The organism is Microbacterium sp. NPDC076895 (genome assembly GCF_040687115.1).
Taxonomy (GTDB): Bacteria; Actinomycetota; Actinomycetes; order Actinomycetales; family Microbacteriaceae; genus Microbacterium.
This window is the reverse complement of the sequence record NZ_JBFBMQ010000025.1, coordinates 1-13,931: the sequence shown is the minus strand read 5'-3', so window position 1 is coordinate 13,931 and position 13,931 is coordinate 1. Positions and strand designations below refer to the sequence as shown.

Genomic DNA, 13,931 nt, shown 5'->3' with positions numbered 1-13,931 from the left:
CGAGATCGTAGCGAAGACCCCACCCGGCGACACGGCGCAAGCCATCCTCGACGCCGTCGCCGCGAGCGTCACGCACTAACTTGGCGCGAGTCAGGTCCGGGACGAGGAGGTCGTCGCGGAGCTGCCGCGCGGACGGCGCACGGCCGATGGCGGCGCGGTAGCCGCGGGAGGTGAGGAAGCCCTGCACTGCCGGTCGCAGGACACGGCAGATGAGCTCGACCCCGAAACGATCCCGGTGCTCATTGATGAACCGGATCATCTCGGTCAGGGGCGGTCGAGCTCCTTCGCGAAAAACACGCTCGCGGCCTTGAGGATCTCGTTCGCCTTCCGCAACTCCGAGACCTCCTTCTCCAGCTGCTTGATCCGCGCCGCCGCGTCAGTCGTGACACCGGGCTTGGCACCGGCGTCGACCTCGTAGCGGCGCTGCCACAACCGCAACGTCTCCGGGCTCATCCCCAGCAGACCGGCCACGTGACGGACCGCGCTCATCATGTTCGGGTGCTCCGGCCGCGCCTCGGCGAGCATCCGCAGCGCGCGCTCACGCATCTCCGGCGAGTACTTCCTGTTCATCGAGTTCCATCCTTGCTTGAAAAACGGAACGAAAGTCAGGCCGATTCAAACAGGGCCGGGGAGTGGCCATTCGCGCTGGTTTTTCTGCAACACTTGTCCGTTAATACGGTTCACCGGCGCAAAGAACTGGGGAAACGCGGGCTAAGCCCCGTTCCCCCGTTCGTGATGGAGAGTACATTCGTTCGCCGAGTCTGGACGCGCATGCTCCCTTCGCAATTGACGGAGTCTATGTAGCTGGACGGGTAGCGCTTCTGCTCGACCAGTGATGGCTCAGTCCAACGTCTGCCGGTGGTTTAGGAAGCGAAGTTGGGTCTTGCGTCCACGTTGCCCCCAGACAGGATGTGGAGGGCCGAAATCTAACCGGATGCTACCTGACTGACCTGCTCAAGACGACGACACCACGCGGCCCAAGCTTGAGGTTTCCAGGATCGGTGGCGCCGATGAGCACGGTGCCCTGGACGCTGCTGGCATCCACCATGGCGTCGGTTCGATTGATGATGAAGACGAAGTCTTCGGTGCCGTTTGTCCGCAGGGCCAGTTCGACGGAGCCGGCAAGCTCGGCTGGCAACTCAGGCTCAATGCCCGCATGTTGTACGAAGTGTTTCAGCACCGGTTGCAAGCCGACAGGACCAAGCCGCGTAGCAACGTAGCCGGCCGAGCCGGAGCCAACGGATCGCCGTGTGACTGCGGGCTCGCCTTCGTAGTCTTCGGAGATGAAGCGGTGGATGACATCGACATCCTCCGAGCACGCCGTTATCCGGTCTGCCCACAGCGTTCCGCTGGTGCCTGTGTCGAGTTCGACGCTGGTGTCGTCCGGCAGCGGCCCGAACTCCTCGATCTGGATGCCGAGCAGATCTTTTAGTGCGCCCGGGTAGCCGCCGAGCCAGGCATGGTCGTTCTGGTCGACGATGCCTGAGAAGTAGGTTGTGACCAGGTGTCCCCCGGTCTGGACATATTGCTCAAGCCGCCAGGCCAGCTCCTGCGGCACAATGTGGAGGATCGGCGCCACCACGAGTGAATAGTCCTCGAAGCGAGAGGCCACGGGTACGACGTCGACTCGAATGCCGAGGTCGAGGAACGCGGAGTACCAGTCGAGGACTTCTTGCTTGTAGCGCAGGCGTTCGGAAGGGTGTGAGTCCAGCTCTGATGCCCACCAGGATTCCCAGTCGAAGATGATCGCGGCGCGGGCCTGCTTTCGCGTGCTGCCGACTATGGGGGCGAGGTCCTTTAGAGTGCTGCCCAGGCCTTTAATGGCCTCAAATATCTTGCTGTTACCCCCGGCGTGCGGCACCATGGCGGAGTGGTATTTTTCGGCTCCGGCTTTGGACTGGCGCCACTGGAAGAAGCAAACGGCGTCCGCGCCGTGCGCGACATGTGTGAGGGAGTCCCGCACCAGGGCGCCCGGCTTTTTCGGGAGGTTGATGGGCTGCCAGTTCACGGCTGAGGTGGAGTGCTCCATGAGGAACCAGGGCTTGCCGCCAGCGATATTGCTGGTCAGGTTGGCGGAGAAGGACAACTCATCCAGATCCTGAGGACCGGGGATGACGTAGTGGTCGTTGGAAACGAAGTCGACCTCGGCGGCCCAGTCCGCGTAGTCCATACCCTTTTGATGCTTCATCACCATGAAGTTGGTGGTCACTGGTATGTCCGGAGTTATCCGGTGCAGGATGTCGCGTTCCTCGCACAGGTATTGCTTCAGGGCATCGGAGGAAAACCGCTTGAAGTCCAGTTGCTGGGTGGGGTTGGGATGGGAGGCGGCCTGGCGGGGCGGAAGAATCTGGTTCCAATCGCTGTAGCGCTGTGACCAGAAGTTTGTTCCCCACGAGTGATTGAGCTCGTCGAGCGTACCGTAGCGGGCCTGCAGCCACTCACGGAAGGCGCGGGCGGCGTCGTCGGAGTAGTCATAGATGTTGTGGCAGCCGAGTTCGTTGGAGACGTGCCAGGCGCAGACGGCGGGGTGGTCTTTGTAGCGTTCGGCCATCGCTGCGACGAGTTTGAGTGCGTGTTCGCGAAAGACGGGGCTGGTGGGCCGCCAGTGCTGGCGGGCACCGGGCCAGAGCGTACTGCCGTTTTGCGTGACGGGGAGGATCTCGGGGTGCTCGGTGGCGAGCCAGGGCGGTGGGGAGGCGGTGGCGGTGGCAAGGTCGACGGCTATGCCGTTTGCGTGCAGGAGGTCGATAACCTCGTCGAGCCAGTCGAAGGTCCAGGTGTCCCGCTCGGGCTGGAGGCGTGCCCACGAGAAGATCGCCAGGGAGACTATGTTGACTCCAGCTTCCTGCATGAGTCGTACGTCTTCAGCCCACACTTCCCGTGGCCACTGCTCCGGGTTGTAATCGGCGCCGTACGCGAGGCGGCGCGTTTCTGAACGTTCGGGCCATCGAAGCCAGCGGTATGAAGGGGTCATGAGCTCTCTAGGGAAGAAAACGGTGTGTCAAGGGTGTGGCCATGCCGCCGGAGGGCGATTTTCTCCTCCGGCGGCATGGCCCAGCTGAATTTTTTCGTGTCTTACTTAGTCGGCAATCGTGAAGCCCTGCTGCTTGCCGTAGTTCTTTGAGGCTTCCTCCCAATCTGCGAGGCCCTTGACTAGGGGCAGATCGGAAACATAGGCCTGGCCGACGGTGTCGTTGAAGATGCTGTTGCTGTAAACCTGGAACGGCAGGTAGGTCCAACCTTTATTGACGTTTGCGGCTGATTCAGCAAAGATCTGGTTCGCCTGCTGGCCGCCGAAGTAGTCGAACTTGGCGTTCAGGAAATCCTGTGACTCAAGGGTTTCCGTTGTTGCGGGGAAAGCACCACCGTCGACGCGGGTCTGCACGCCGTCGCCTACGTTCGCGTAGTCAAGGAAGGCGTAGGCGAGGGCCGACTTCTCGCTGGCTGCCAGGATGGCGAGTGAACTGCCGCCGATTTCAGCGCTTGCCTTTCCGCCTTCTTCCCACTGGGGAAGCGGTGCAACGCGCCACTTGCCGGCCCCGTCAGCTACACCTGACTTCAGGTTCGCCGGCATCCAGGCACCAAAGGCCAAGGTGGCGATAGTGCCGTTATTCATGCCCTGGTACCACTCGTCACTCCACGAATTGATCGGCGCGATCAGGTCCTCGTCAATGAGCTTTTGCCAGGTTTCGGCAAAGCGGGTGGATGCCTTATCCGAGAAGTCGATGCTGACCTTGTCACCATCAACTTTGTAGGGCTGTCCCCCGCCCTGCCAAATGAGGCTGTTGACAAAACCTGCCTCCCCATCATCGGCAGTGATGTAGACGTTAGGGTCCGCCTGATGCAGCTTGCGCGCCGCCTCCACGTATCCATCCCACGTGGCAGGCACCTCTATGCCGTGTTTGTCGAAGAGTTCCTTGTTGTAGAACAAGGCCATGGGGCCGGAGTCCATGGGGAGGCCGTAGACGCCTTCGCCGGCCTGGACGGAGTTCCATGTACCGGGAGTGAACGATCCGTCCAGATCGGCGGCACCGAATGCCGTTAGGTCCGTGATCGACTCGCTGAGTGCGAACTGTGGCAGGGCGTAGTACTCAATCTGTGCAACATCGGGGACGCCGGATCCGGCGGTGATCGCGTTCTGCAGCGCGATGTAGTGCTTGCTACCGGTGCCCACATTGGCGAGTTCAACGTTGACGTTCGGATACTTGGCCTCGAAGTCCTCCACGACCTTTTTCAGGGTCGGTTCCCAAGCCCAGACGGTGAGGTCACCGCCCTTTTCGAGGGCCGCCTGGATCTGGTCTTTACTGACGGGTTCCGTCTTGTCGTTGGTAGAGGACCCGCCACTGCAGGCGGTGAGGGCGAGGGAGGCCGCGAGGGCGAGTGCAGAACCTCGCAGCACCGCCGGGAAAATCTTGCTCTTCATGGGTTTCCTTTCACTTCATTGTTTTCGCAAGGTGTTTTTCAGTGGGGGTTATTCTTTGACGGCGCCGGCGCTGAGGCCGGACTGCCAGTAGCGCTGGAGCAGCAGGAAGGCTGCGATCAGCGGAAGGATGGTGAGGAGAGCGCCGGTGATTACGAGGTTGAAGATCGCGTCGCCGCCCGCCGTCGCTGCCTGCGCGTTCCAGGCGTTCAGACCGAGGGTCAGCGGGTACCAGGCGGGGTCTTTGAGCATGATGAGCGGCAGGAAGTAGTTATTCCAGGTGGCTACCATGTCAAAGAGCAGCACCGTCACGATGCCCGGGCCGAGCAGCGGCAGGCAGATTTGGAAGAAGGTGCGGAATTCGCCGGCGCCGTCCATGCGGGCCGACTCGAGCAGTTCGGTGGGGATGGACTCGGAGGCGAAAGTCCACATTAGATACAGGCCAAATGGTGAGATGAGGGACGGGATGATCACTGACCACGGCGTGTTGGTGAGGCCCATTTCGCTGAACATCAGGAAGGTGGGGACAGCCAAGGCGGTGCCGGGCACAGCCACCGCGCCGATGACGACCGCGGCTACAGCCTTCTTACCCGGGAAGTTGAACTTTGCCAGGGCATAGCCGCCGAGGAGGGACAGGAACGTTGCCCCGCCTGCGCCGAGCACGACGTACAGCACGGTGTTCAGGAACCAGCGTCCGAAGATGCCGTCGTCGTAGCTGAGGGTGTCGGCAATGTTGGAAAACAGGGCGAAGTCCCCGCTGAACCAGAGGCCGAATGAGGTGAAGAGATCGGCCTGGGTCTTGGAGGCGTTGATGAACAGCCAGACCAGCGGGACCAGGCTGTAGATGAGGATGAGGCCGGTGAGGATGGTCAGAAGGAGGTTTCGCTTCGGGTTGTCAATGCCGCGGCGGGTGCTCCTCATCCGCACGTATCCGGGCTTGCGGGCCCTGGTGGTGGGTTCGACGGCGACGTTCATGCTCAGCTTTCCTTCCGCGTGCCGCGCAGCTGCACGGCGTAAGCGACGATCATGGTGATGATGCCCATGATGATGGCCACGGTGGCAGAGTAGTTGTGCTGCTGGCCGGAGAAGCTCAGCGAGTAGGCATAGAGGTTGGGGGTGAAGTAGGTGGAGATGGAGTTCGGTGCGAGGCTTTGCAGGATGCTGGGTTCGTTGAAGAGCTGGAAGCTGCCGATTACCGAGAAAATGGAGGCAACTACCAGAGCGCCGCGGATGGCGGGGATCTTGATCGCGGTGATCAGGTGGAATTGGCTGGCACCGTCGATCTCCGCGGCCTCGTAGAGAGACTTCGGGATCACGCGGAGGGCGGCGTAGAAGATCAGCATGTTGTAGCCGATGAACTCCCACGTCACGATGTTGCCGATTGAGGCGAGTATCAGCTCCGGGGCGAGCGGGTCGGGGATCTTGATTCCGAGGGCGCTGTTGATATTCCCTACCAGGCCGAACCGCGTCCCGTACATGAAACCCCACATGAGGCTGGCGACGACCGCAGGAACGGCGTAGGGCAGGAAGATCGAAATGCGGAAGAAGGACTTGCCGTAGACCCTTCCGCTGTCCAAAGCCAGGGCCACGCACAGGGCGATCAAGAGCATCACGGGCACCTGCACCGAGAGGAACAGGGTCACCCGGCCCACGGCGGACCAGAACTGCGGATCGCTGAGGGCCTGGGTGTAGTTGGCGAACCCTACGAAGCTGTTGCCGCCGACCAGCCGGTTGCGGAAGAAGCTGAGATAGATCGAGTAGGCGATCGGTGCCAGGAAGACCAGCGCGAAGATTGCCATGAAGGGGCCGATGAACAGCCACCCGGACCAGCTCTGTTTGGAACGCCGTGCAAGCGCCGTGTTCGAACTGGTCACTGTGATCCATCCAATACGTTCAGTACGTTCCGGACGCACAATTCCTTGAGTGCTGCGGTGGACTCCTCCGAGTACCACGCGGCGTGGGGAGTAACCAGCACCCGCGGATGACCTATCAGCCGCTCATTAGGCTTCGGGGGCTCAGACTCCAAAACATCGAGCGCGGCTCCTGCAAGATGCCCCGTGTCGAGGACCTCGACCAAAGCCTCGGTGTCAATGAGCGCGCCTCGTGCAGTGTTGATCACGAAAGCATCGGGGCGCATCTGCAGGAGTGCGTCCTTGTTGAGCAGATGATGCGTTGCGGGTATATGGGGGGCATGCAGGGTGACGGCGTGAGCGCGATGAAGCAACTCATCGAAGCGTACAAATTCGGTGCCATCCTCTGCGGTGGTTCCGGGGGTAGCCAGTACGTCGTGGGCGATGACTCGATAGCCGAAAGCTGCCGCTTTGCGGGCGACGGCACGGCCGATCGCGCCGAAGCCGACGACTCCCAGTACCCGGCCGCGGATCCTGTGCAAGGGTTGAGCGACCCCCGCATCCCAGGCGCCGGCGCGCACGGACCTGTCGTACTGTGCCGTGGCCCGTGACAGGGTCAGCAACAAGGCCAGAGCATGGTCGCTGACTTCCTCGGTGCCATAGTCCGGTACGTTTTTCACCAAAACGTTGTGCCGGCCGGCGGCCTCCAGGTCGATGGTGTCAACTCCAACGCCGTATCGGCTGATGACCTGCAGGTTGGGCAAGGCATCGAACACACGTGGGGTGATCTGCGCGTACTGTACCAACAGGCCATCAGCGTCAGCACAGCGGGAGATGACGTCCTCTTCTGTACGGCATTGTTCGAGCCGGATTTCAATACCGGCCTCAGCAGCGAGGCGTCGTTCAATGTCGATATCGGGGTGATCGCAGTCAGTGACGACAATGCGCATGAAGTGCCAATCCTTTCGGGAGGTGTGACCTAGTTAAGTAGGTTGACGATCTGCTGCTGAATCGTCAGGACCGCGAGTCCCACCTGGGAGGCGATGTAGGGGAAAAGAATGAACTCGCCACTGGCCATGCCAACGCCGGCGGCAACGATGCCGGGACCGACGAACCGCCACTGTTGACGCCTATGGGGCGCGGCGGGCAGTTCACGGAGCTTCGGGGCTGGCAGATATTTGGTGGGGAAGGCGCGGATGAGTGCATCATCGCTCAGAGTCGCTTCTTTGCGATCTTGGGTTGCCATCGAGGCTGCCTTTCAGGGTGGGGTAGGGAATGCTGAAAAAGGATGGGCAGGTAGTTTGAGGCCGCGACGACGAGCTCGTAGCGGGAATCTTGCTATCGGCGTACGTCTTCGGTTGCGTTGAGCAGATTTAGCTCGTGGGGACGGGGGAATGCTTCCCAGTCACCGGGCACCATAACGGCGAAAGCTCCCGTTATTGCCGCTATTCGCAGGCACTCTTCGGGCCTTTGTCCTGCCATCCGGGTTGCCAAATAGCCCGCGACGAAGGCGTCTCCGGCGCCGACACTGTCCACAGCCTGCACTGGTACCGCAGGAACGTTGATCAGAGCGCCGTTGATCAAGGCAACGGCACCGTCTCGACCCAGCTTTACCACCGCTTCCCGCGGCCCAAACTTGCCTAGCTTGCCAGCGAGTTCCTGCGGGGTGGAAGCGTCGTCCGTTGGGAGTTCGAGAGCAATCCTTGCTTCATCGTCACCGGCGAAAACGATGTCTGCATTAGTGATCAGTTCACGGAACACGGGCGCTGCAGTTTCCGCGCTCCAGAGTTTGGAACGGAAATTGAGGTCCACCGATACAGGGACGCCGGCAGCGTGCGCGCGGCGTATAGCCTCACGCACCGCCGCGGCCGGCTGAGCGCCAAGGGCCGGGGTGATGCCAGTTACGTGCAGGAGTCCGGCGTTCTCAATGACGCCCTCGGGCAGGTCGCCTGGTGTCAGGTGCGACCCTGCGCAGTCCTGCCGATAGTAGGTCACGTTGGTGGACCCGATAGTACGCCGTTCCCGGAACATCAGCGCGGTGGGCGCTGAATCTCTGTGCACAATGCATCGGACACCCTCGGCAAGCAAATGCCGCTCAATCAAGTCCCCAACGGGATCCTGGCCGAGCCGGCCAATCCAGGTTGCCGGAAGTCCCAGACGTGCCACTCCAATGGCAACATTTGATTCTGCACCGCCCATGCTCAGCTTCATGCTGGGGGCCAGCGCCAGCGGACCGATTTCGTGCGCTACCAGCAAACCGAGCGTCTCTCCGAGCGTGACCAGCCCCGGCGTCTGTTTGTGGTTCGTGCCGGTCACGTCGTCAGCTCCGACACTGCTGCGCAAACAGAGCGTGTTCGACGTGCCAAGGCAGTGAGGTCGCCGTTGGGTGTCATGGCGTCGCCAATCAGAGAGCCACCGAGGCCAACGGCGGAGGCGCCGGCCCTCAGCCACGCGTCAACGTTTTCCACGTCTACCGCGCCTGTCGGTATCAGTGGGATATCGGGTAGCGGGGCGCGCAGTGCGCGGAGGTATTCGATTCCCAGCGCGCCGCCCGGGAACAATTTCACGGCGCTTGCTCCCGCGTTCCATGCGGTGACTATTTCCGTGGGCGTCAATGCGCCCGGATAGCTGGCCAGGCCGACGCTATTGGCTGCTTTGATCACCTCCGTTGAGACATCCGGTGATACCACAAACCGCGCCCCTGCGTTGGAAGCGAGGTCCACGTGATCAGCATTCAGGACGGTCCCCATTCCGAGGTCAATATCGTCAGGCAGCTGTGAAGCGAGCCGACGGATTACGTCCAGGGCGCCGGCTGTTGTCATTGTGAGTTCGAGGCAACGGACGCCGTTTTCGATCAGAGTGTGGACAACGGCTTCTGCTCGGGAAGCATCAGTTGCTCGAAGGATGGCAATAATGCGCGTTTCTTGAAGCGCCTTGCTTATCGGTACACGGACCGGTCCGTGCGTGACGGCGAGGGAATTCACAGGTTTAAGGCCTTCCTATTGTGTAGAGGGTGGGCGGGTGCACCAAGCCGGTTCGAGATGGCTCGCGCCGTCTCGATTGCCCGGTGTCCGAGGGCGTCGAAGCGCTCAGGAGTCATACTGAAGTCCGGACCAACAATGCTGACGACCGCGATAGGACGAGAGGTCTCGTCGACGATTGCAGCGCCAATTCCGCGTATATGTTCCTCGTTCGTCGTGTCACCAATGGCGTACCCTCGTTTGCGGGTCGCTGTAACAGCTGCACGCAGCTCTGCCGCGGTTGTCGGTGTCGTCGCGGTACGCCGCGGGAGGCCAGCGATGATGACGGCCTCCATCACAGCGTCATCAGCCAAGGCAAGGTACGCCCATCCACTGGCAGTGCTATACATCGCAACCTGGCTGCCTACCCGCGAGGCCATTCGGACGGGCTGTGGCGCCTCCACTTTCTCGATGTACACCATGGAAACTCCCTGGGGTACCGATAGATGCACGGTCTCACCCGTTTCCTCTGACAACTTCCGCAACAAGTCCGAGGCCGTCGCGCGCAAGTCGAGTCCTTCGAGGTAGTTCGTGCCGAGGCACGCGAGTGCCGGTCCGAGGCGATAGCGACCGGACAGCGGGTGGCTTTCCACATAGCCGTGTTCGAGCAAGGGAGCCAGCAGCCGAAGCGTGGTGCTCTTGGGCAATTCGACCTTCAGGGCCAGCTCCGTCAGGGTCGGCCCACCATCCCCGTGGTACTCGGCGACGACATCGACCAGGTCCAGCGCACGACGCAGTGAACTCGATGAGTTACGTTCAGTCGTCATTGACTCCCTCGATTCGTTCGGCAGAGCTTCGATGCATGTTTTGCACTGCAAAACGCTGTTCCATATATGATGATGAAACGATACTGGCAACTTTCTTCGTTGAATGCAAGCCGGGCCCCAGCCACTACTGAGGAGTGACCATGTCCTTACTTGCCGCTAACCCAACTGTTTCCCCTGCCAGACTGCAAAGTACGGCCACGCAAATTCTTCAAGGGGGCGGTGTGCCCGCCAATGACGCGGAACTTATTGCTACATCACTCGTCGAAGCGGACCGGCGGGGCACCCACTCACACGGAGTGATGCGATTGCCGCTTTATGTTCAGGCCGTCCGAACCGGAGGCATCAATCCATCGCCAACAATGAAATGGGCCCGTGAACAGGGCGCGACCGCCATCCTCGACGCTGGAAACGGTTTCGGCCAAGTCGCCATGGCCCACGCCCTCGAGAAGGGGCGGCAGCTCGTCGCCAAACACGCCACAGCCGTCGTCGCCGTGCGAGGCAGTTCGCACTACGGAGCGGGAGCCTATTGGACATCGCAGCTGTCCAATGAGGGACTGGTTGCATTCCTGATATCAACCACTGGAGCATCAGTCACGCCGTTCGGCGGAGCCGAAAAGGTCCTCGGAACTAACCCACTGACCATTTCCTTTCCGACAGGGGCAAATGACCCCGTGGTCCTGGATATGGCCTCCAGCAACGGCGCCTACGGCCGCATAGTCGAGGCAAGCAAGGAGCACCATCCAATTCCGGCGGGGTGGGCTGTTGACGCCAAGGGTCAACCCACCACTAACCCAGATTCAGCCCTCAGCGGCGCCCTACTGCCATTCGGCGGGCACAAAGGTTCAGGACTCGCTGTGCTGCTGGAGCTACTTGCCGGGCCTCTCGCCGGAGGCAACATCGCAGCAGAAACCACTGACATGTGGGACGACCCATCGTCACCAATGGGTACGGGGCACTTGCTCTGGATCGTAGACCCAGTCGGACTTCAGGGCGACGAATCCCCGATTCATCGGGCCGCCAGTTTCCAAGACCGGCTTCGAAACGTCACCCCCGCACAAGAGTCCAGCAAAGTTCTCAGTCCAGGAGACATAGAGCACCAGAAGGCTCGGGAAAACACTGAGCAAATGCCCATGCCCGCCTCCACCCTTGAGGACATAGCCAAGCTCGCACAGGAACTTGGGCTGGAACAGGACCTACTCACAGATTGAGCAATTAGGCTGGAACACGGGCAGAAAGGCTTCGTGCTACTGCCGACGAGTCCGAAAAAGCGGTTGAAACAAGTATCCAGACCGCCGAAGAGGCCTCCGGGGGTGACGTCCCGCTTCGTGGTGGAGTTTCTCAACACCGTGCGGGTCAGCTGCTTCTGATTATGCCGCGGTCAGTTCCGGGATGCTCACCTCCTCGGTCTCCGCGAGCAGCAGCGCCATGGAGTGCTCGCTGAAGTAGCGTCGGTCGGCGCCGTCCCATTCGTCGTGCTGCTCGATCAGGACGTGGCCGGCCAGGCGCAGCAGCGCGGCCGGGTTGGGAAACGTCCCAACGACGTCGGTGCGGCGTTTGATCTCCTTGTTCACCCGCTCCAACGGATTCGTCGACCAGATCTGACGCCAATGCTGGGACGGGAACTGGCAGAACGCCAGCAGGTCGTCCTTCGCGTCCTCGAGCATGCCGGCGACCTTCGGATGCGACCTGGTCAGCATCCGGACGACCTCGTGGAACTGGGTGAACACGTGCTCGGTATCGGGCTGCGCGAAGATCGTGCGGATGATCGACGCGACCATCGGACCGGCAGCCTTCGGGACCGCGGTGAGCACATTCCTCATGAAATGAACCCGGCACCTCTGCCAACTCGCGCCGGCGAACACCGTGTCGACCGCGGCGATCAGCCCGGTGTGCGCGTCGGAGATGACGAGCTTCACCCCGCCCAGCCCCCGCGCCTTCAACGAGCGGAGGAACGTGGTCCAGAACGGCTGTGATTCGGTCTCGCCGACCTCGAACCCGAGCACTTCCCGGCGTCCGTCCGCGGCGACGCCGATCGCGACGACCACTGCTTGCGAGACAACCCGCCGGCCGACGCGGGCTTTGCAGTAGGTCGCGTCGAGGAACACGTACGGGTACGTGGTGTCGGCAAGTGGCCGGTCCCGGAACGCGGCGACATCGTCGTCCAGGTTCGCGCAGATCCGCGACACCTCCGACTTGCTGATCCCGGTATCGACGCCGAGCGCTTTCACCAGGTCATCGACCTTGCGGGTCGAGACGCCGTGGACGTAGGCCTCCATCACGACCGCGAACAGTGCCTGATCGACCCGGCGGCGTCGTTCCAGCAGTGACGGGAACAACGACCCGGTGCGCAGCTTCGGGATCCGCAACTCCAGATCACCCGCCGTCGTGCTGACGGTCTTCGGTCGGGTGCCGTTGCGGACCGTCACCCGATCGGCAGTGCGTTCATACGGGGCGGCGCCGATGAACGCGGCCGCTTCCGCGTCGATCAACTCCTGATAGAGGGTCTCGGTCGCGACCCGGATCCGGTCGGACACGTCGGTGAGTTTCAGTTCCCCGAGGAGCTCGAGGAGGGCAGACTGGTCTAGAGCCATCGTGCGTTGTGTCTTCCTGTGAGTGACTTTGATCGGTACTCACTGACCATCGCACGATGGCTCACCAACGTCTACGACGCCGGCGACCCTGCCAGAATCTCCACAGAGATGATGGATTCGGCTCTGGCGCCGGCGTGACCCGAAATTACACGGACGCCGTTCGCGGCTGTCTTTTTGTGGATCTGTCCGTCGACGCCGGGGTCGCTGCGGGCCGGGCGGGCACATGACTTGATAGGAGCCTGACCGGGAAGTCGTCTCACCTTTGTGCTGTCTGCACTCACCCGACCCGCGGTGACGTTCATCACCGTTGGAAGGGAATCCCGTCAATGACGAGCATGACACTCGACCCGCCGCTCACCAACCTGCTACCACCGGACGCCGAGCTGGTTGCCGGGGTCGACACGCACAAGAACACGCATCACGTCGCGATCCTCGATCTCGTTGGCAGACCTGTCGCGGACCGAGAGTTCCGCGCCGACGGTCGCGGATATGCGCAGATCGTCGCGTTCCTCCACACCCACGGCGATGTCGTCCGCGTCGGGGTGGAGGGAACGGGGTCGTATGGGGCTGGTCTCGCACGCGCGCTGACCGCGGCGGGGCTGACCGTCGTCGAAGTCGCAAGGCAGGACCGGCAAGCCCGCCGTCGCCGCGGCAAGTCCGACCCGCTCGACGCCCACCAGGCAGCGGTCGCTGTCCTCGCGGGGACGGACACCGCGATCCCGAAGTCCGGCGATGGCGCGGTCGAGTCGATGCGGATCCTCCTCGCAGAGCGCCGCTCGGCGGCCAAGGCCAGGGCGCAAGTGATGAACCAGATCCATGCGCTGCTGATCACAGCCCCCGAGCTCGTGCGACAGGTGTTCCGGGCGCTCAGCGGGCAGCGTCTGGTGAACACGCTCGCCAAAACCCGTCCCGGGACAATCATGTCCCCCGATCCTGAGGTCGTCGCCCGGCAGACACTGCGACGGTTCGCGGTCCGGCACCTCACGATGCAAGCCGAGATCGACCTCATCGAACAACAGCTGGAGGTGCTCGTCCGGCAGGTCAATCCGACGCTGCTGTCGCTGAGCGGCGTCGGCCCCGTCACCGCGGCGACGCTCCTCGTCGCCGCGGGCGACAACCCCGAGCGGCTCGGCACCCGCGCGAGCTTCGCCGCTCTCGCCGGCGTCGCCCCGATCCCCGCCTCCTCCGGCCTGACTCGTGCCACTTGAGCGCTGATTCGGCGGTCGTTGGTCGTTCTGCCCTGATTTTCCGGGGTTCGGGGTCGGCGGGTTACGCACTAACGG

At 62.1% G+C, this 13,931-nt stretch carries 13 protein-coding genes and 1 pseudogene; 2 read left to right on the top strand and 12 right to left on the bottom strand.

Translation table 11 applies throughout. The features are described 5' to 3' along the window. The 11 genes and pseudogenes from AB0O89_RS14680 to AB0O89_RS14630 form a co-directional block, all read right to left on the bottom strand. A pseudogene (locus AB0O89_RS14680) lies at nucleotides 1-259 on the bottom strand (hypothetical protein); the annotation flags it as partial. 5 nt (nucleotides 260-264) lie between these two features. Next, complete coding sequence (locus tag AB0O89_RS14675) at nucleotides 265-570, bottom strand: transposase (RefSeq protein ID WP_363499083.1); 306 nt, start codon at nucleotides 568-570, stop codon at nucleotides 265-267. A gap of 367 nt (nucleotides 571-937) precedes the next feature. Continuing rightward, the gene (locus tag AB0O89_RS14670) at nucleotides 938-2,974 is read right to left on the bottom strand and encodes a beta-galactosidase (RefSeq protein ID WP_363499080.1); all 2,037 of its coding nucleotides are present in this window, start codon (nucleotides 2,972-2,974) and stop codon (nucleotides 938-940) included. Between the two features lie 105 nt (nucleotides 2,975-3,079). Next, nucleotides 3,080-4,423, bottom strand: a complete 1,344-nt coding sequence (locus tag AB0O89_RS14665; RefSeq protein ID WP_363499077.1) for a sugar ABC transporter substrate-binding protein — start codon at nucleotides 4,421-4,423, stop codon at nucleotides 3,080-3,082. 48 nt (nucleotides 4,424-4,471) lie between these two features. Then, entirely contained in the window at nucleotides 4,472-5,341 is an 870-nt protein-coding gene (locus AB0O89_RS14660; RefSeq protein ID WP_363499089.1) for a carbohydrate ABC transporter permease, read from the bottom strand. 56 nt (nucleotides 5,342-5,397) lie between these two features. Beyond that, nucleotides 5,398-6,300, bottom strand: coding sequence for a sugar ABC transporter permease (locus tag AB0O89_RS14655; protein ID WP_363499086.1), 903 nt, complete (start codon nucleotides 6,298-6,300; stop codon nucleotides 5,398-5,400). Further along, on the bottom strand, nucleotides 6,291-7,220 hold the full coding sequence (locus AB0O89_RS14650) for a C-terminal binding protein (protein ID WP_363499074.1): 930 nt from the start codon (nucleotides 7,218-7,220) through the stop codon (nucleotides 6,291-6,293). The genes AB0O89_RS14655 and AB0O89_RS14650 overlap by 10 nt, the downstream gene beginning before the upstream one ends. A 29-nt stretch (nucleotides 7,221-7,249) precedes the next feature. Further along, nucleotides 7,250-7,516 carry a hypothetical protein gene (locus AB0O89_RS14645; protein ID WP_363499072.1) on the bottom strand — a complete coding sequence of 89 codons (267 nt, stop codon included), beginning with the start codon at nucleotides 7,514-7,516 and terminating at the stop codon, nucleotides 7,250-7,252. 92 nt (nucleotides 7,517-7,608) lie between these two features. Further along, complete coding sequence (locus tag AB0O89_RS14640; protein ID WP_363499069.1) at nucleotides 7,609-8,586, bottom strand: sugar kinase; 978 nt, start codon at nucleotides 8,584-8,586, stop codon at nucleotides 7,609-7,611. After that, the gene (locus AB0O89_RS14635; RefSeq protein WP_363499067.1) at nucleotides 8,583-9,254 is read right to left on the bottom strand and encodes a bifunctional 4-hydroxy-2-oxoglutarate aldolase/2-dehydro-3-deoxy-phosphogluconate aldolase; all 672 of its coding nucleotides are present in this window, start codon (nucleotides 9,252-9,254) and stop codon (nucleotides 8,583-8,585) included. The genes AB0O89_RS14640 and AB0O89_RS14635 overlap by 4 nt, the downstream gene beginning before the upstream one ends. Next, nucleotides 9,251-10,057, bottom strand: a complete 807-nt coding sequence (locus AB0O89_RS14630) for an IclR family transcriptional regulator (RefSeq protein ID WP_363499064.1) — start codon at nucleotides 10,055-10,057, stop codon at nucleotides 9,251-9,253. Before AB0O89_RS14630 ends, AB0O89_RS14635 begins: the two co-directional genes overlap by 4 nt. Nucleotides 10,058-10,197: 140 nt before the next feature. On the opposite strand from AB0O89_RS14630, the gene AB0O89_RS14625 reads away from it, so the two are divergent. Next, entirely contained in the window at nucleotides 10,198-11,265 is a 1,068-nt protein-coding gene (locus AB0O89_RS14625; RefSeq protein WP_363499061.1) for an Ldh family oxidoreductase, read from the top strand. 159 nt (nucleotides 11,266-11,424) lie between these two features. Here AB0O89_RS14625 and AB0O89_RS14620 read toward each other — a convergent pair whose 3' ends face one another. Continuing rightward, the gene (locus AB0O89_RS14620) at nucleotides 11,425-12,648 is read right to left on the bottom strand and encodes an IS256 family transposase (RefSeq protein ID WP_363499058.1); all 1,224 of its coding nucleotides are present in this window, start codon (nucleotides 12,646-12,648) and stop codon (nucleotides 11,425-11,427) included. Nucleotides 12,649-12,974: 326 nt separating this feature from the next. On the opposite strand from AB0O89_RS14620, the gene AB0O89_RS14615 reads away from it, so the two are divergent. Continuing rightward, nucleotides 12,975-13,856 (top strand): IS110 family transposase, encoded by an 882-nt coding sequence (locus tag AB0O89_RS14615; protein WP_363499055.1) that lies wholly within the window; start codon nucleotides 12,975-12,977, stop codon nucleotides 13,854-13,856. Nucleotides 13,857-13,931: the final 75 nt, after the last annotated feature.